The sequence below is a fragment of the Raineya sp. genome, assembly GCF_053497555.1.
The window spans coordinates 1-17,717 of the sequence record NZ_JBRCWE010000049.1; the positions used below are offsets into that span (position 1 = coordinate 1).

A 17,717-nucleotide genomic window follows, 5' to 3' on the forward strand; every position below is an offset into this window, starting at 1 on the left:
CCCTAAGTTTTTTTATTTAAATCCCTTGAAAACAATAAGTTAGACTTATAATTCACGTTGAATTATGCTCTAAAAAGTAGAAACCCCTAAACTTTATCCAGCAAATAAGCAATTTGTACAATGGGCAGATAAAGAAATGAACCAAACATAATGCGTAGAGCCGAGCGTGGGGTTTGGTCTTTCATCAGAGCAAAACTTTGAGCCGCAAACAGACAACCCGCCGCCGTAACTACAATTGCCGATTTGATACCTGTAAGCCCGAATAAAGCAGGTAGCAAACTAATGGGTATCAAGAAAAGCGTATAAATCATTATTTGAATAGCCGAATTAAGGCTTCTGCCTTCACGCGAGGGGAGCAAGCGAAATCCTGCTTTCTGATAATCTTCGTCCAAAACCCAAGCAATTGCCCAAAAATGAGGAAATTGCCAAATAAACTGCACAGCAAAGATAATCAGAGCCTCAAAGGAAATTTGATTGGTCGCCGCTGTCCAGCCTAAAAGTGGGGGCAAGGCTCCGGGAATAGCCCCTACAAATACTGCAAAAGAGCCTTTGCGTTTGAGCGGTGTATAAACAAAGCCATACAAAAAAACCGAAAGAAGCGATAAAAGTGCCGTAAGCGTATTGGTAAAAGTTGCCAGTAGCGTAATACCCACCAAAAGCGTAAATATAGTAAAGCGAATAGCTTCGCCTATCTGCAAAGCCCCCAGCGGTAAAGGGCGATTCTGAGTGCGAGTCATTATCTTATCCAAATCTTTTTCTAAAATCTGATTGATAGTTACCGAAGCCCCCGAAACCAAAAAACCTCCTAAGGTAAGAGCAAGAAAAGAAAGCCAATCGAAAGGGGGTTTTTTCCCAAAAATATATCCAAAAGATGCCGAAAAAGCTACCAAAAACGACAAACGAGGCTTCAAAAGCAACCAATAAGCCTTTGCTTTGCTGATGGTATAGGTTTTTTGTGTAGATACGCTCAACATTCCTGCTAAAAAATTTGTGCAAATATAGCAAAAAACTTCTAAAAACTTCTTTTTGTTCCTTTTCTCTATAAAATTTTACTTTGCTTTTCAATCGCAAAAGTTTTACCTTTGCCTCCCAAAACTACCAATTACTTTTTATGACTTGCCACGAAATTCGCCAGCAATTTTTAGATTTTTTCAAAAATAAAGGACACCTGATTGTGCCTTCGGCTCCGCTTGTACTCAAAAACGACCCTACCCTAATGTTTATCAATTCGGGTATGGCTCAATTCAAAGACTTTTTCTTGGGTACTAAGCCACCCACCGCTTCTCGCATTGCCGATACGCAAAAATGTTTGCGTGTAACAGGCAAACACAACGATTTGGAAGATGTAGGACACGATACCTATCATCATACCTTCTTTGAAATGCTCGGAAACTGGTCTTTTGGTGATTATTTCAAAGAAGAAGCCATTGCTTGGTCTTGGGAACTGCTAACCGAAGTCTATAAATTACCCAAAGAAAGGCTCTATGCAACGGTTTTTGAGGGTGATGAAAAAGAAAATCTGCCCAAAGATACCGAAGCCTACGAAATTTGGAAAAAGTATTTGCCCGAAGAGAGAATTTTGTTTGGAAGCAAGAAAGATAATTTTTGGGAAATGGGCGAAGTAGGACCTTGCGGACCTTGTACTGAAATTCATATTGATTTGCGAGAAGAAACTGAAATTCAGCAAGTAGCAGGCAGAGAGCTTGTAAATAAAGATAATCCGCTGGTGATTGAAATTTGGAACAACGTTTTTATGCAGTACGAACGCAAAGCCGATGGCTCGCTAGTGCCTTTGCCTGCCAAGCACGTAGATACAGGTATGGGTTTTGAGCGGCTTTGTATGGCTATACAGGGTAAGAGATCCAATTACGACACCGATATTTTTCAGCCTATCATAACTTTTGTTGCCCAAAAGGCTCATACCAGTTATGGCAAAAATAAAGAAACTGATGTAGCCTTGCGTGTAATTGCCGACCATATCCGAGCCGTAGCCTTTACCATTGCCGATGGGCAATTGCCTGCCGCTACGGGTGCGGGCTATGTGATTCGCCGTATTTTGCGTAGAGCAGTGCGTTATGGATATTCTTATTTAGGCTTCAAAGAGCCATTTTTCAATGAAATTGTGCCTTTGCTTGCCGAGCAGTTCCAAGAGGTTTTCCCCGAACTCAAAGCCCAAGAAAAGTTTGTGCAAAATGTAATTTTAGAAGAAGAAAAATCTTTCTTACGTACTTTGGAAAATGGCTTGCAAACGCTTTCGCAGGCTCTTGCCAAAGGTGAAAATCTCAAAGATGGTAAAATTTTGGAAGGAAAACTTGTTTTTGAGCTTTACGATACCTACGGCTTTCCTGTGGATTTGACTGCCCTGATTGCCAAAGAAAAAGGACTTTCCATTGATACACAAGGTTTTGAAAAAGAGTTAGAAATTCAGCGAGAACGCTCCCGCAAAGCCCAAGCTCAAGAAGCCTCAGACTGGGTGATTTTAGCTCAAAATCAGGCTGATGTAGAATTTATTGGCTACGATTACACGCAAAGCACTGCTAAAATTTTGCGTTATCGTAAAGTAAAAGAGAAAAACAAGACACTTTACCACTTTGTATTGGATAAAACGCCTTTCTATGCAGAAAGCGGCGGGCAAATAGGCGATTCAGGAACATTTGCCCTGCCCAATACCCAAGAAAAAATTTTCATTCAAGATACCAAAAAGGAAAATGACCTTATCATTCATATTTCCGAAGATAAAAACTGCGAAAAATTTATTCAATTTTTAGAGCAAAATCCTCTTGCAGAAATTACCGCACAGATTGATGAAAGCAGACGCTTGCTGATACGTAAAAATCATTCGGCTACGCATTTGCTTCACGCCGCTTTGCGTAAAGTTTTGGGCAACCACGTACAGCAAAAAGGTTCATTGGTAAGCGATAAGCTACTGCGATTTGATTTTTCCCACTTTGCCAAACTTACAGATGCCGAAATTGAGCAAATTGAGCATATTGTCAATGAGAAAATCCGTGAAAATATTGCTCTTGACGAACGCCGCAATGTTCCGCTCAAAGAAGCCACCGAAAAATTGGGAGCTACGGCTCTTTTTGGCGAAAAATACGGCGATTTTGTACGAGTAATTACTTTTGACGAGGGATTTTCACGAGAACTTTGTGGCGGCACTCACGCCACTGCCACAGGCGAAATAGGATTTTTCAAAATCATTTCAGAAAGTTCTATTTCGGCGGGAGTGAGGCGTATTGAAGCCATTACTGCTTTGGAGGCTGAAAATTGGGTACGAAACGAAGAAAAGCTTTTAGAGCAAATTCGTGAAATGCTCAAAAATCCCAAAGATTTGCTCAAAGCCATTCAGCAACTTGCAGAGCAGAAAAATTGGCTTGAAAAGAAAGTGGAAAGTTATGAACAAACACAAGCTCAAGCCGAAAAACAGCGAATTTTGAAAGAAAATCTGCAAAAAATTGGTGATATTCATTTACTTATTGCTCAAATTCAGGTGGCAAGTGCCGATTTGATGAAGCAAATAGCCTTTGAACTCAAAAATCAGATAGAAAATTTGGTAGCTATTTTGGTGGCAAACATCAACGAAAAGCCACAGATTGCAGTAATGCTTTCCGAAAATTTAGTACAAGAAAAGGGTCTTGATGCCTCCAAAATAGTCAAGGAACTTGCCAAAGAAATCAAAGGCGGGGGAGGCGGACAAAACTTCTTTGCCACAGCAGGCGGTAGCGATAGCAGTGGAATTGGCAAAGTGTTGGAAAAAGCTCAAAAACTCTTATCTTTATAGATAGTATCTATTAAAACGATTGAAAAAATAAATTTGCAAAATGTAAAAACGCCTATTATTTTTGCAAACAAATCAACAAAAAAATATATGTATATGGAAGCACAAGAAAAAGTTTATGCTATGCCTCGTATAGGCGATAACGCTCCTGATTTTGAGGCAGTAACCACTATGGGAAAAATCAAATTTTCTGATTTTGCCAAAGGCAAATGGGTGATTTTGTTTTCACACCCTGCGGATTTTACGCCTGTGTGTACTACCGAAATGAGCGGATTTGCTCAACGCAAAGCCGAGTTTGATGCCCTCAACACGGAACTTATCGGTTTGAGCATTGATAGTATCCATTCGCACTTGGCTTGGGTAAATAATGTACGCGAAAAAACAGGCGTGTATTTCAATTTCCCTATCATTGCTGATTTGGATATGAAAGTTGCCAAACTTTATGGAATGTTGCAACCCAATGAAAGCGAAACTGCCACAGTGAGGGCTGTTTTCTTCATTGACCCCGAAAAGAAAATTCGTCTGATTATGTATTATCCTTTGAATATAGGTCGTAATATGGACGAAATTTTGCGTGCTTTGAAGGCTTTACAATTTGCTGATAAGCATAAAGTTTCGCTTCCTCTGAATTGGCAACCCGGTGATAAGGTAATTGTCCCTCCTCCTAAAACCCTTGATGAGATGAACGAGCGTCTTGCAAATACTGAATACGAATTCGTAGATTTTTATCTTTCCAAAAAGGTAGTAAAAGACTAAAAATCAAATTGAAGGCTTTATACCGAACTGGTAAAGCCTTCTTTTTTTTGTGATATTAGTTTTTTACGAAAAAAATACTGCCAAACTCTTTCGTGCAAGTAATACAAAAAGATTTTTGAAAAAAACTCTACTACTCCAATTTGAATTGCCCAAATAAGTTTTTGAGTAAGCAAAAACGAAATCAGCATAGTATCCAGCGTACCTACTATACGCCAACTAAAAGCCTTCACAAGGCTTCTTGTATGGCTTTCGCCAAATTCTTTCTTGCCCCAAAGAATTTTTTCCCAGATTTTTTCGTGTAAATAGTACAAAAAAATTTTGCTTGCGAACTCAATAATACTAACCGCCGTAGCCGTAGGGATATTTTGGGTAAAAATCCAACTTACTACAAACGTATCTATTGAACCCGTAATTCGCCAACTAATTGCTTTCGCTAAACTTCTACTCATTGCTCAAAAATTGGCTTCAAAGATAGCGAAATTTCGGATTTTTATTTCTTATTCTTGAAACTTCAATACATTATTGTTAGGGTACCTTTGTAAGTTGTATTTTGGTAGTCTATGAGGTAAAAATATACACCAGCGGGCAGGTTTTCTCCATTCCAGCGGAAATTTTTGTCCGAAGATTCAAAAACCTTTTTTCCCCAGCGGTTGTAAATTTTAATAGATGCAAAACGATAATAGCAATTTTCTTCGGGTAAGTTATGTAGAAAATATTCATCATTCACGCCGTCGTTATTGGGTGTGAAAATATTAGCAGGCAGAAAGTTACTTAAATCTACGGATTTATCTTCTAAAATGAGTTTGAAAGAAATTTTATCGTTTGCATTATCGCACTCATTGTTTTTTTCTCGCAAAATGAAGTCAATATCGTAGTTTTGTATTTCCCCATTTTGGCTAATAGTTCGGCAGTCGGGTTGCCAGCGAAATTTTGAAATCAAAAAGCCATTACGGCGAATGCTATCCGCCAAAGTAAAGCCTAAAATATTGGTAGTATCGCCATTGATAAGCATCTCTAAAACCAGTTCATCGTTGTTGGCATCAGTTCCTTGCAAAACAATTTCAACAAGTTCCCCCACCTGAGCCCGAATGATTTTTTGGGAAATATTGACATTCGGCGTGCTTTGCAAAATGTTTAGAATAGGGGGGGCATTATTTTTCGGCAATACGCGAAGTTTTACAAGAAGTGTATCGGCACCAGGGCGTGGGCAAGCATCATCTTGTACAATGACTTCAAACACAAAAATATCGTCAGCATTTCGGCTGTAAAGGCACTTTATCCAACAAAACTCTACAAAAGCGACCCCTTGTCCATTGGTTCGTGTAGTGGTTACCTTGAAAGGATTGCTACGGAAGTTAAAATTACCGCTAATTTTGCGGGCTGTAATTTTGCTGATATTTTCGTTGGGGCTATCAGTAATTTTGAAATTAAAGCACAAATTGGCATCATTGCTGGCATCAATGGTGAGCGTATCGCCTTCTACGTAGTTTTGAGAAGGGTTATTGGGCAAAGGTAAAGATACCGTAGGGGGCGAGTTAGTTCTACATTCACGCACCAAAAACTGAAACTCTCGGCGACTTTCGCCTATTTTTACACCTCCTCTGAATTCTTCGCAACGAATTGCAAACACAAAAAGCCCTGTTCGGTTCGGATTGACACTCAAAGTGCCATTGTTGCTATCAATGCTTAATGGCATACCTACACTGCTGGTAATGGCATTGCTAGCCGAAAATCCTGGAAGCCAATTGATAGTAGGTGGTGGAAAGCCATAGGAAGATGGCACTCCCGAAGCAAAAGGATTCGGACTGCTACTGCTGGAATAGCCATTGAAGGGGGTAACCATTGAATAGACGAGCTGGTCGCCATCGGCATCGGTAGCTGAAAAGTTGGTTGTAACAAAATCTTGTCCTAAACATAAATAATCGCCATTGGGTATGCTAAACGCAGGAGAGTTATTGCGAAAAGCAGAGCCACCAATGTTGATAGCAGGAAACCATAAATAAAACACGCTACCTGCCGCTCCGGGGTTGGCTATATTACTGATGACGTTGTTTCGGCAACAACGTTCCCAAATGGCATAGTAGCCTTGGTCGTCGTTGTAGTTCGTAGGCGATAAATCCACATCAAGGCTGTAGCGTATCAGGCGAGTTCGCAAAAATTGGCTTTGACAAGCATCATTTTGATATTGCACTTGTGTCTGTGAAGTTTTGGGTAAAGTAAAACTTTGCACCAAAGTATTATTTCTGCGTCTGTAAATTCCCAAAGTAATATTGGCATCTTCGGCTTCTTGGTTACCATTGATTTCATCAAAATACAAATTAACGATAAATCGGTAACGATTGCCCGAACCCAAATACTGCATTTGCACCTCGCCACCTACAATATGAGTAGCCCAAGAACTTGAAATAAGGTAAAGCAGAAAGAATAATGAGCAATAAAGTTTTTTCATAGAAAATGAAAGTTTAACCCTCAAATGTAAGATTTTTTTCGTAAAAACTCAATAATTTTTGTAAAAAAAGCGTTTAAGATTTGAAAAATTTGCATAAAATTTGTAGTATTGCAAAATAAACTTTTGTGCTATGAAAAAAGTTGTTCCTGTGGTTTTATTTTTTATTTTGAATGTATTGGTAGCCTGTGCCAGCAAGGTTGTAGAGATTACTCCTCCACAAACAGGTAAGTTTTATGAAAACCATCAGATAAGCATTTCTTTGCCTTATCCGTATCCAGCCAACGAAAACGTAACTTTTCAGTATCAACTCTTTCAAAATATTGAGGCTCGGGTAGTACTATATGATGTTTTGGGCAATGAAGTAGCTTCTTATCGTCTTTCTGCCGAAAACAATCGTCTTACCATTTCTACCTCCGAGCTAAAAACAGGTATGTATTTGTACAGCCTTGTTTTAGATGGTAAAAACGTGGCTACCAAAAAATTACTTGTCAGTCATTAAAAATTTTTCTACCTTTGCAAAAATTTTTATTCAGCCATACAAAAGCATAATGGCTGTAAAAGTTTTTGTGTTTTTTAGCTCTAATCGTAGTAAGGAAACAGGAAACAAGATTTTTGAACTCCAAACGCTGAACTTTTTGAACGTAAATAGTTACAAAATTTCTATGAAAAAATCTCTTTTAGGCTTATTACTCTTGGCGGGGCTTTTGGGGGCTTGTAGCAAATTCAACAAAATTCGTAAAAGCAAAGACCCGCTGGAAAAGTACAATGCCGCTATTGAATATTATGAAAAAAAGTCTTACGACAAAGCCTTAATTTTGCTAGAAGAAACCGAGCCTTTGTTGCGAGGCAAAAAAGAGTATGAAAAAGCTCAATATCTGATGGCACAAGCCTATTTCAAAAATAAAGAATACGAAATGGCTTCTTATACATTCAAACGCTTTTATGAAACCTATCCGCGTAGCGAATGGGCAGAGGAATGTTTGTATATGCACGCTTTTTCTTTGTACAGCCAGTCTCCTGAAAGCGAATTGGACCAGAAACCTACTTTGGAGGCAATTCAGTCTATTCAAAAATATTTGAATGCCTATCCGCAAAGTCCTAAAACGGAAGAGGCAAATAAAATCATAGAAGAACTGCGTAGCAAATTAGAAAAAAAGGCTTATGAGCAAGCTTTGCTCTACTATAAAAATAGCAATTACAAAGCCGCTATCAAGGCAATGACTAACTTTCAGAAAGATTTTCCCGATTCGGCTTATATGGAGGAAATTCTATACAAACGTATAGAAAGTGCCTACAACCTCGCTCGTGAAAGTATTTTTAGCAAGCAAAAAGAAAGATTGCAAGAAACCTTAGAGCTTTGTGATGAATACAAAGACAAATTTCCGCAAAGTAAGTATTTGAAAGAGGTGCAAGATATTTCTGTTTCGGCGAGCCGCCAAATTTCTGAACTGAATAAAGTAGATAATTCTCAACAAAATTAAAAGGGGAAATTTGAACATCAAAGGAATTAGCATTCACATTAAAACCCAAAAATATGAAACTGAAAAGCAAAAACAACGGTATTGCGAAAAACCAAGTTGTGGAAAAAAACGAAAAAAAGCCTGTACCCAGTAATATTTCAGCTTCGCTCATTACACGTGATATGCGTGAGATAACCCAAAAAACAGGAAATGTGTATGAGTCGGTGTATATTATTGCTCAAAGAGCCAAGCAAATTGCTGCCAAAACCAAAGAAGAACTAACAGCCAAACTCAATGATTTTTCTTCTCCTATTGATAACTTGGAAGAAATCTTTGAAAATCGTGAGCAGATAGAAATCTCCAAATTTTACGAAAAAATGCCCAAACCCACTACGCTTGCTACCGAAGAGTTTTTGGAAGATAAACTCGCTTGGAAATACCCCGATGAACTGGAAAATTAGAAAATAATTCACAAGGATTTCATTAGCTAATGGAATCCTTGTTTTATATGCAACAGAGCTTGAACAGAACACATCTGAGCCAAAAAATCGAACAAAATTACCTGTTTCAATAATAAATCTCCTAAAATATTTATTTTGAGGGACTTAATGTATTCTTTTGTGAAAGCAAACAAAAATTTGTTTGCTTTTTTTTGTGTATTTCCAAAAAATCTTTTAGCTTTGGCATTTAGTAAAAAACTTCTGCATTGTTTTGGTTTCACACATAAAAACTCTATGATTATGCGACACAAATACTTTACAAGTTGGAAAAACTACTTTTGGACGTGGCTTTTACTGCTTACCGCTTCGGCAAGCTGGGGGCAGGTGAGTTCTACTTATATCTTTTCCCAAGCTACGGGGACTTATACGCCCATAACGGGAGGAACAGTTTTAGCAACTGGTACCTTTGATGATGCTTTTTATACACAGGCTATTCCCTCTTTTACTTTTAATGGTAGTCCTTTTACTTCTGTATTTGTTGGTTCGAATGGATGGCTTCAGTTTGGAGGAACAGGAAGTGCGACTAATTACAATCCCATTTCATCAACTAATGTAGCTACTGGTATTATTGCTCCAATGGGTAGGGATTTACAAAATGCTACTGGGGGGGAAATTAGATACCAGCAAATAGGAAGTGAGTTAATATTTCAATGGACGAATGTTAAAAGGTTTGGTACTTCCTACAATGGGGAAATTATTAATTTTCAGGTAAGATTAAATATCGGTACTGGAGAAATTAGAGTAGTATATGGTTCCTACACTCCGCCCACGACTCCTCCTGGTTCTCCTGTGCATCCACAAGTAGGTTTGAGAGGAACTACTAATGCTGATTTCAACAATAGAACAACTACCACCAATTGGGCGGCAAGTACAGCAGGGGCAGTTAATACTGCAACAATGACATTGACTGCAACTGTTTTTCCAGCTTCTGGGCTTACTTTTATTTGGGCTCCTCCTGCTCCTTGCACTGGAACACCACCAACTTTAACTGCTTCCGTATCTCCTACTTCTGCTTGTGTAGGTTCTCCTATTTCGCTGAGTGTTCCTCCAGTTTCGGCTCTCAACATTACTTATCAGTGGCAATATAGTACAGATGGTGGTTCAACTTGGAATAATATTACAGGAGCGACTTCTGCCAACTCAACAACTTCAATGCCTGCTGTAAGTGCTGTGTTTCGTTGTTTGGTAACTTGTACCAACTCTGCTCAAACTACACCTTCTACTACAACTTCAGCAGTATCGCCTACGGGGGCACCTACTTATGCTACATTGCCTTATACACAAAACTTTGAGGCTACTTGGCAAAGCTCGGCTTGTGTTACCGCACCTATTGCAGAAGACCGCCCCGATAATAGCTGGGTAAATACACCCTCATCAGGTAACCAGTCTTGGAGACAAGATAACAGAGGAGATATAGCTTCTGTTTCTGGTTGGACTTTTACAGGTAACGGATTGTACTCACCTACGGGGGCTAATGGAACTTCCCGTTCTGCTCGTTTCCACACTTACGGGGCTTCATCAGGAACACAAGGTACTTTGGATTTATACATCAATTTGAGTTCTACAACACTAAGTAAAGCTCTAAGTTTTTATTACATCAATACCAGCGGAACAGATAATTTGGCAGTGCTTATTTCTACCGATGGAGGTTTTTCATTCACTCCTTTGGTTACAAGCCCTGCGAACCCATTAGTGGTGCAAACACAATGGACTCTTGTAACAGCTACCATTACAAGTAACTCCCCTACAACAGTAATCCGCTTCAGAGCAACATCAGATTTTGGAGTTACAGATATTGGTTTAGATGAAATCAATATTATTGTTCCTCCTGATATTGAAGTACGTGGTATTGATAACAGCGTAATTCCTAATGGAAGTGTAGTTACATCGCTTGTAAATGGTACAGACTTTGGTACTATTTCGGTAGCTTCTACACCTTTCTTGGATAGAACTTTCACCATTGCTAACCCTGGTACGCAACCCTTGAACATTAGCTCTGTAACTTCCTCTAATGCGAATTTTGTTATCCAAACCAATCCTTCCTCTCCTGTAGTAGCGGGTACTACTACCTTTACGGTGCGTTTCCAACCTACTACATTTGGTACATTCAATTCTACCATTAGCATAGTGAATAATGTACCGGGTAAAACACCTTACACTTTCCGTGTAACAGGAACGGCTACTGCCCCTACCATTGCTGTTTCGGGCTTAGGTAATAATATTCCTAACAACAAAACCCTTACAATGGCAAGCGATGGAACTTTCTTGGGGGTAGGCAACAACCTAACTTCAACTTTCACTATTACGAATAACGGAAATGAGAATCTTGCTATCAATAGTATTACGTTCCCTAGCGGCTCAGCCTTCTCTGCTTCAGGAGTGCCTACTTCTGTAGCCGCAAATGGTGGTACAGCAGATTTCAATGTAAGTTTTAATCCTGCTAATGGAGCGAAAATAGATACCGTAATTATTCGTTCCAATGCCGCCAACGCACCTACTTTCCGTTTCTTGGTATCGGCAGGTGGAGTAGTTTCTGCCTTGGATTTGAATGATGCAGAACTTCACATCAGTCCTAACCCAAGCAATGGTATTTTTAATGTAAAAATCAATAATCCCATTTACAACAATATCAGTGCAGTGGTCTATGATGTTTCGGGTAGAGCGGTACAAACTTATCAAGTACCTCAGTTCAATGGCTCAATGAACGTAGATTTGAGCAGACTTGAAAAAGGCACTTACATACTGCTCATAGAAACCAATGGAGAGCGAGTAGCACGGAAACTGATAAAGCAGTAAGCAATTTCTACCAAAATCCTGAAAGAACAATCTTTCAGGATTTTTTTTTTGTAAGAATAATTTTTTGAATAAAATTTGGAAAAAAGCAAACAAACATTAGTTTTGCAAAAATGTTAAACCATAAAACTTGATTTCTTATGAGAAAAAGCCATTTTCTTTTCGCTATTTTGCTAATGTTTTTGTTTGTAGGACAAACAATAGCCCAAAACATTGAAGGTGCGGCTCGTATGGACGCAATGACAAGTGAAAACCTTGCTATGGAAAAAGCAAATCCTGAAAAAGCTACCCTTAGCAACTCAGTAAGCACCGTAAAACCTTTGGAAAAAACTGCTCCAATAGAAATTTCTAACGCTCCTCTCACTACCAATAAAGTTGTAAAGGGCGAAAGAATTAAAAAGAACTTAAAACCAAGCAATCAAAGTGAGGAAAGCAAATTGGGTTTGGGTAAGTTGGGTGTTGTTGGTTTGATTCTCATCATTGTTGGTATTATACTCCTCATAGTATTCTGGCCTGTTGGAGTTATTTTTACGATTATTGGTTTAGTCTTGTTACTTTTAGAACTGGTATAAAAATAAAGTCGGTGAAAAACACCGACTTTTTTCATTCCAAAAACTTTTTTCTTATTTGAGGGCTAGGGAGCATACATTCGCTTTTTTTGCCAAACCACCTGTAACGATTTCTTGCAATAAAATTATACACGGCATCTCGCAAAGGCTTGGGGATAAGCCAAAAAATCCCCCACAATTGCCAAATTCCTCCCAAATAACTGCACACTTTTAGTGCCGCCGAAGAGCGTAAGTAAATCTTTTCATTTGCTATCAGCACAAAAGAATCATACTTTTGCGTAGGTAAATTAAACTTTTTCAAAAGTTTTTGCCCCGCCTCCGACTGCAAAGAAGCAAAACGTAAAATATCTTTCTTATCTTTTTGGATAAGAAACTTCACCGAACCCTCACAAAGGTTGCAAACACCATCAAAAAGCACTATCGGATTTTGCATTTCAATAAAAACAAATTGCTAAAAAGTAATTATTTACGTTCAAAAAGTTAAATGTTTGATATTTAAGTTTTTAAGGGCTTTATCTCTCATTTTTTCTTTCGGACATCTATTTTCTATAATCCTGTTTCCTTACAGCAAACTATACCTAAACAATTACGCTAAAAAATCATTTTAATCAAATATCAAAACCAGAAAATCGTCTTAATTTTGGTTTAACTTTGGTGCGATTTTTGCACATAAAATTAACAAAGCTTTTGCTGAAATCAGAAACAATGCTGAAAAATTATCTGACCATATTTTTCTTTCTTTTAAGCTATTCAACCATTCGGGCTCAAAGTAGCTATACCGACTACAAGCCCGAATACAAGAAATGGCACCCCGATTATATGATTGATAAAATTGATTATACCGAAAACCGAATGATTATTCATTTTCGCTATGTAGCCAATTCTATGCCCAAAGAATCCAAATCCTTATTCAAAAACTTTTATACCATTACAAAAGTTACTTTTTTTGGCAAATATCATCGTGAAAAATGGTATCTGGAAAATCATCTTAACCCTGACGAGGCTTTTCATTTCATTGATATTAAAAATATTCGCCGCAATGGTAGGCTAATGGCAACCTCTATTGCAGGCAGTAAGCAGCTAGATTACGAAGACATCGTAGCCAACGAGATTTTTACCTGCGAAATACATTTCAATCGTTTGCCCAAACACGTCAAACGTGTAAATTTGTTTGAAGGGGAAGACTACAAACACGACCAAAACCATTTCCACGTTTTGCAAATCAAAGTAAAACAAGCAAATGACCCCGAATTGGGTAACTTTTCGGATATGGTGAAAAAAGTACAAGATTTTGAACGCAAACTCACAGGCACGCCACGCAGTACCTTTTCTGTACCCAAAAAAGAAAACAAACCTGCCATTACCAAAAAAGAAGAAAAAATACCTGTTCCTGCACCAACGCCTGTGCTTGTAAAAAAGCAAAACAAACCGCCCCAACCCACCCCGAAACCTCGCTTACATAGCCCGCCAACGCCTCCTACTTATCCGCAAGAAGCCCAAGCCCGAATGTAAAGCATTTGGCTGAAATAGCAGAAAATCTTAACTTGCAGGCAAAAAGTAGCGTTGAAAGTATTAGTTATTCGTTTTTCGTCTATTGGAGATTGTATTTGGGTAACGCCCATCTTACGATGCCTGAAAACACAACTTGCCTGTGAGGTGCATTTTGTAACCAAAAAACAATACGCACCGCTTTTTGAGGCAAATCCTAACATTGATACTTTGCATTTGCTTGGCGAAAAAAGCCTTTCAGAACTTATCGGACTTTGGCGTAAAGAAAAATTTGACTATATCATTGATTTGCACAACAACTTGCGAACTTTTTATATCAAACTTGCCCTTTGGAATGTACCTGCAAGAAGCTATCGGAAGTTGCGTTGGCAAAAGTGGCTACTCGTAAATTTCAAAATAAATAAAATGCCTCATAGCCACGTTGTAGATAGATATTTTGAAACCATTGTACCTTTGGGCATAGAGCCTGATAGCAAAGGCTTGGAATTGCATATTCCTGAAAAGTATCATTTGAGTAAAGATTTTTTTCCACCCGCTTTTCAGGAAAAATTTATTGCTTTTGTCATTGGGGCAAGCTATGCCACTAAAAAAATGCCTAACACGAAAATCATAGAATTCTGTAAGCAAATGCCTTTGCCCGTTGTTCTGATAGGCGGCAAAGAAGATGAAGCCGCAGGTGAGGAAATTGAGAGGTACTTTTTAACAAACAAAACTAATCTGGTGTGGAATTTATGTGGAAAGCTCAATCTGATGCAATCGGCTTGGGTAGTGAGCCAAGCCGAAATGGTCTATGGACACGATACAGGGCTTACACACATTGCCGCTTGTTTTCAGAAAAAAGTATATATGATTTTCGGCAGTACCACTCCCGAATTGGGGCTTTACCCTTATCAAACGCCCCACCAAATTATTGAAAATAAAAGTCTGAATTGTCGTCCTTGTTCTCGTTTGGGCAAACACACCTGCCCTAAAAAACATTTCAAATGTATGAACGATTTGAAGTTTGAAATTTAACCTTTTCGGCTCAAACCATTTTCTTGTAAAGAGTGTTTAATAGCAGAGAAATCACTCACCCAAACAGCAAATCCAATGATTGGCTATCGTTTTACCGAATATACCCCTGATGAGCAAATACAGCAAGGCAAAGCCAAATTTGAATCTTTGCTCAAACTTTTTTTAGAACTTGTCAGTATGACAGGGGGCAATGTAGCCGAAGCTCTGGCTTGGCTCAACAATTTAGATAAAAAATACCAACTCACCGATGATAGCTACGGCATAGGCGATTTTATTGAAGATTTGAAGCGAAAAGGTTACATAGAAGAAAATCCGCAAAAAGCAGGTGTTTTGCAAATTACCCCCAAAAGCGAGCAGAATATTCGCCGTAATGCTTTGGAAGAAATTTTTGGAAAGCTCAAAAAAGCCAAACCGGGCAACCATCAAACTAAAAAATCGGGTGTGGGTGATGAGAAAGGGGTAGATAGGCGAAATTTTGAGTTTGGTGATGAATTGGATAATATCGCTTTTACGGAGTCCATTCGCAATGCTCAAATCAATCACGGTTACGAGGATTTTTTCCTTACTCACGAAGATTTGGAAATTATTGAAACAGAATACAAAGCACAAACCTCTACGGTGCTTATGATAGATATTTCCCACTCTATGATACTCTATGGCGAAGATAGAATTACACCTGCCAAAAAAGTGGCTATGGCTCTTGCCGAACTCATTACCACCAAATATCCCAAAGATACTTTGGATATTATTGTATTTGGAAATGATGCTTGGCAGATTTCTATCAAAGATTTGCCTTATCTGCAAGTGGGTCCCTATCATACCAATACCGTTGCGGGTTTAGAGCTGGCAATGGATTTGCTCCGCAGACGCAAAAACGCCAACAAACAGATTTTTATGATAACCGATGGCAAACCTACTTGCCTGAAAGAGGGTTTGCGATACTACAAGAATAGTTTTGGCTTGGATAGAAAAATTTTGAACCGAACACTCAATTTAGCGGCTCAATGTCGCAGGCTTAAAATCCCTATCACTACTTTTATGATTGCCTCAGACCCCTACTTGCAAGAGTTTGTCAGAGAATTTACGCAAGTAAATCAGGGAAGAGCCTATTATAGCTCTCTGAAAGGACTTGGACACTACATTTTTGAAGATTACCAACGCAATCGGAAGAAAAATATCTGATTTACAAATCTTTTTTCTCAAATTTCCAAAACGTAAATACCCAAAGCAAGGTGCTTTCAAGTATTGTGTAAAGCATTTGTGCTTGAATGGCTTCACTTCTTTGCTTGTAATCTTCGGGGGAAAAAAACTTAAAAACTTCGGGCGGTAAAATCAGCCTATCTGAAACTTCAAAAGGTAGAAAAGGCACAAGAAAATCCAAGCTATATTTTTTCAAAAACCATATAAGTAGCGGTTCGGCGATAAGCATATAGGCAATAAATATTGTTACTGCCAGTACGGAACGTTTTATCCATAAACCTAATGCAAAAGCTATGCTTAATTGAGCAAAAACCAAAAGGGCAAAATAAAAAATTGTATTGGAAATTTCCCATTCTCCTGAACCTACAAATAAATTGGCAAGCACATAGAAAAAAGTGAATACCAATGTAAGCACCAAAAGCCATATAAATTTTGAGAGCAAAAACTCTTTTCTGCTAAGACCTTCTATGATATGCTGACGAAGCATCTTGCTACTCCATTCGTTGTTGATATTCAAAATCACTAAAATAGCCGAAAGCGGTACAAGAAATGAGAGGAAAAAAGCCGAAGTTTGCCAAATTTCAGGGTAATTGAATGGTTTTTCAAAAAATGGTCTTAGCACCTCTAATTTACCATTTTCCTCTTTTGTGTGGGTTACAGAACGATAAGAATTGGCAATAACTTGCAAAAAACCCACAAAAGCAAGTAAATTTAAGAGTAAAATAACCCAAAATGCCCTGTTGGTGCGTATTTTGTACCATTCAAGTTGTAAAAATCTTAACATAGTTTAGTTTTCTGTAAGTTCCAAAAATGCTGTTTCAAGGGTTTTTCTTCGCAAAGCAAGATGATGCAATATGATGCCATTTTCAAAGCAAGACTGGTTCAAGGAAGCTAAATCAATGCTATCGGATTCAAGGACTAAATGCAATACCTCATTTTCTTTCTTGATAGCGGCTTGCGGGAATTTTTTTTGCAAAAAATTTGCTAATTCTGTCAGCGAACTGCTTGCCACTTCAATTGTCAGACCTTTACCTAAAATTTCAGCAACTTTGCCATAAGATAGCAATTTGCCTTGTTTGAGAATGGCAGTATGGGTGCAAACTTTTTCAACTTCATCAAGCAAGTGGCTTGCTAAAATAATGGTGTAGTTTTGCTTACGAAGCTCTAAAATCAAATCACGGATTTCTACAATGCCTACGGGGTCTAAGCCATTGGTGGGTTCATCTAAAATGAGAACTTGGGGTTTGCCGAGCAGAGAGGCGGCAATGGCAAGTCTTTGTTTCATTCCCAAGCTGTATGTTTTGGCAGGCGATTTGGCTCTTTCAGAAAGTTTTACCACTTCCAAAACCTCTTGAACTTCTTTGGGTGAGCCTCTTTGGTGGATTTTTTGACGCAAAAGCAAATTATCATAACCCGAAAGATAAGGATAAAAATTCGGTGTTTCCAAAAGCGTGCCTATTTGCTTACGAATAGCGGCACTTGTAGCCCTACCAAACCAAAGAAAATTGCCTGCGGTAGCTTTCAAAACGTCTGTTACAATGCCCAATAGGGTAGTTTTCCCACTTCCATTGGGCCCGAGTATGCCAAAAACACTTCCTTGGGGTACTTCAAAAGAAACTTGGTCTAATGCTTGAATTTTTCCAAAATTTTTGGAAAGACCATTTACCTGTAAAACACTCATAAGCC

Annotated in this window: 16 protein-coding genes; 10 read left to right on the top strand and 6 right to left on the bottom strand. The window is 38.5% G+C overall.

Annotated elements, in window-relative coordinates:
* Positions 1 to 86: 86 nt before the first annotated feature.
* Positions 87 to 974, bottom strand: coding sequence for a heme o synthase (cyoE, locus tag ACWITO_RS05940; RefSeq protein ID WP_448529084.1), 888 nt, complete (start codon positions 972 to 974; stop codon positions 87 to 89).
* Between the two features lie 137 nt (positions 975 to 1,111).
* Here cyoE and alaS point away from each other — a divergent pair, with 137 nt between their 5' ends.
* Positions 1,112 to 3,784 (top strand): alanine--tRNA ligase, encoded by a 2,673-nt coding sequence (alaS, locus tag ACWITO_RS05945; protein WP_448529125.1) that lies wholly within the window; start codon positions 1,112 to 1,114, stop codon positions 3,782 to 3,784.
* A gap of 93 nt (positions 3,785 to 3,877) precedes the next feature.
* Positions 3,878 to 4,537, top strand: coding sequence for a peroxiredoxin (locus tag ACWITO_RS05950; RefSeq protein ID WP_448529085.1), 660 nt, complete (start codon positions 3,878 to 3,880; stop codon positions 4,535 to 4,537).
* Between the two features lie 17 nt (positions 4,538 to 4,554).
* Here the strand turns inward: ACWITO_RS05950 and ACWITO_RS05955 are convergent, their stop codons facing one another.
* Both ACWITO_RS05955 and ACWITO_RS05960 read right to left on the bottom strand, forming a co-directional pair.
* Complete coding sequence (locus tag ACWITO_RS05955) at positions 4,555 to 4,986, bottom strand: DUF2061 domain-containing protein (RefSeq protein ID WP_448529086.1); 432 nt, start codon at positions 4,984 to 4,986, stop codon at positions 4,555 to 4,557.
* A gap of 62 nt (positions 4,987 to 5,048) precedes the next feature.
* Positions 5,049 to 6,986: a gliding motility-associated C-terminal domain-containing protein gene (locus ACWITO_RS05960; RefSeq protein ID WP_448529087.1), complete on the bottom strand. Its 1,938-nt coding sequence runs from the start codon at positions 6,984 to 6,986 to the stop codon at positions 5,049 to 5,051.
* Between the two features lie 130 nt (positions 6,987 to 7,116).
* On the opposite strand from ACWITO_RS05960, the gene ACWITO_RS05965 reads away from it, so the two are divergent.
* From ACWITO_RS05965 to ACWITO_RS05985, 5 genes are all read left to right on the top strand, one after another.
* The gene (locus ACWITO_RS05965; RefSeq protein WP_448529088.1) at positions 7,117 to 7,485 is read left to right on the top strand and encodes a T9SS type A sorting domain-containing protein; all 369 of its coding nucleotides are present in this window, start codon (positions 7,117 to 7,119) and stop codon (positions 7,483 to 7,485) included.
* A gap of 163 nt (positions 7,486 to 7,648) precedes the next feature.
* Positions 7,649 to 8,467: an outer membrane protein assembly factor BamD gene (locus tag ACWITO_RS05970; protein WP_448529089.1), complete on the top strand. Its 819-nt coding sequence runs from the start codon at positions 7,649 to 7,651 to the stop codon at positions 8,465 to 8,467.
* A gap of 161 nt (positions 8,468 to 8,628) precedes the next feature.
* On the top strand, positions 8,629 to 8,907 hold the full coding sequence (locus tag ACWITO_RS05975) for a DNA-directed RNA polymerase subunit omega (RefSeq protein WP_448529126.1): 279 nt from the start codon (positions 8,629 to 8,631) through the stop codon (positions 8,905 to 8,907).
* Between the two features lie 279 nt (positions 8,908 to 9,186).
* Entirely contained in the window at positions 9,187 to 11,742 is a 2,556-nt protein-coding gene (locus tag ACWITO_RS05980) for a choice-of-anchor D domain-containing protein (protein WP_448529090.1), read from the top strand.
* Between the two features lie 137 nt (positions 11,743 to 11,879).
* The gene (locus ACWITO_RS05985) at positions 11,880 to 12,311 is read left to right on the top strand and encodes a hypothetical protein (RefSeq protein WP_448529091.1); all 432 of its coding nucleotides are present in this window, start codon (positions 11,880 to 11,882) and stop codon (positions 12,309 to 12,311) included.
* Between the two features lie 31 nt (positions 12,312 to 12,342).
* Here the strand turns inward: ACWITO_RS05985 and ACWITO_RS05990 are convergent, their stop codons facing one another.
* On the bottom strand, positions 12,343 to 12,741 hold the full coding sequence (locus ACWITO_RS05990) for a thiol-disulfide oxidoreductase DCC family protein (RefSeq protein ID WP_448529092.1): 399 nt from the start codon (positions 12,739 to 12,741) through the stop codon (positions 12,343 to 12,345).
* A 254-nt stretch (positions 12,742 to 12,995) separates the two neighbouring features.
* On the opposite strand from ACWITO_RS05990, the gene ACWITO_RS05995 reads away from it, so the two are divergent.
* The 3 genes from ACWITO_RS05995 (at position 12,996) to ACWITO_RS06005 (ending at position 16,013) form a co-directional block, all read left to right on the top strand.
* A complete protein-coding gene (locus ACWITO_RS05995; protein WP_448529093.1) occupies positions 12,996 to 13,820 on the top strand; it encodes a hypothetical protein in 825 nt (274 codons plus the stop codon).
* Positions 13,821 to 13,871: 51 nt separating this feature from the next.
* Positions 13,872 to 14,831 (top strand): glycosyltransferase family 9 protein, encoded by a 960-nt coding sequence (locus tag ACWITO_RS06000; RefSeq protein WP_448529094.1) that lies wholly within the window; start codon positions 13,872 to 13,874, stop codon positions 14,829 to 14,831.
* A gap of 75 nt (positions 14,832 to 14,906) precedes the next feature.
* The gene (locus tag ACWITO_RS06005; RefSeq protein WP_448529095.1) at positions 14,907 to 16,013 is read left to right on the top strand and encodes a vWA domain-containing protein; all 1,107 of its coding nucleotides are present in this window, start codon (positions 14,907 to 14,909) and stop codon (positions 16,011 to 16,013) included.
* A gap of 1 nt (position 16,014) precedes the next feature.
* Here ACWITO_RS06005 and ACWITO_RS06010 read toward each other — a convergent pair whose 3' ends face one another.
* A complete protein-coding gene (locus ACWITO_RS06010; RefSeq protein ID WP_448529096.1) occupies positions 16,015 to 16,815 on the bottom strand; it encodes an ABC transporter permease subunit in 801 nt (266 codons plus the stop codon).
* 3 nt (positions 16,816 to 16,818) lie between these two features.
* Positions 16,819 to 17,712 (bottom strand): ABC transporter ATP-binding protein, encoded by an 894-nt coding sequence (locus tag ACWITO_RS06015; protein WP_448529097.1) that lies wholly within the window; start codon positions 17,710 to 17,712, stop codon positions 16,819 to 16,821.
* Positions 17,713 to 17,717: the final 5 nt, after the last annotated feature.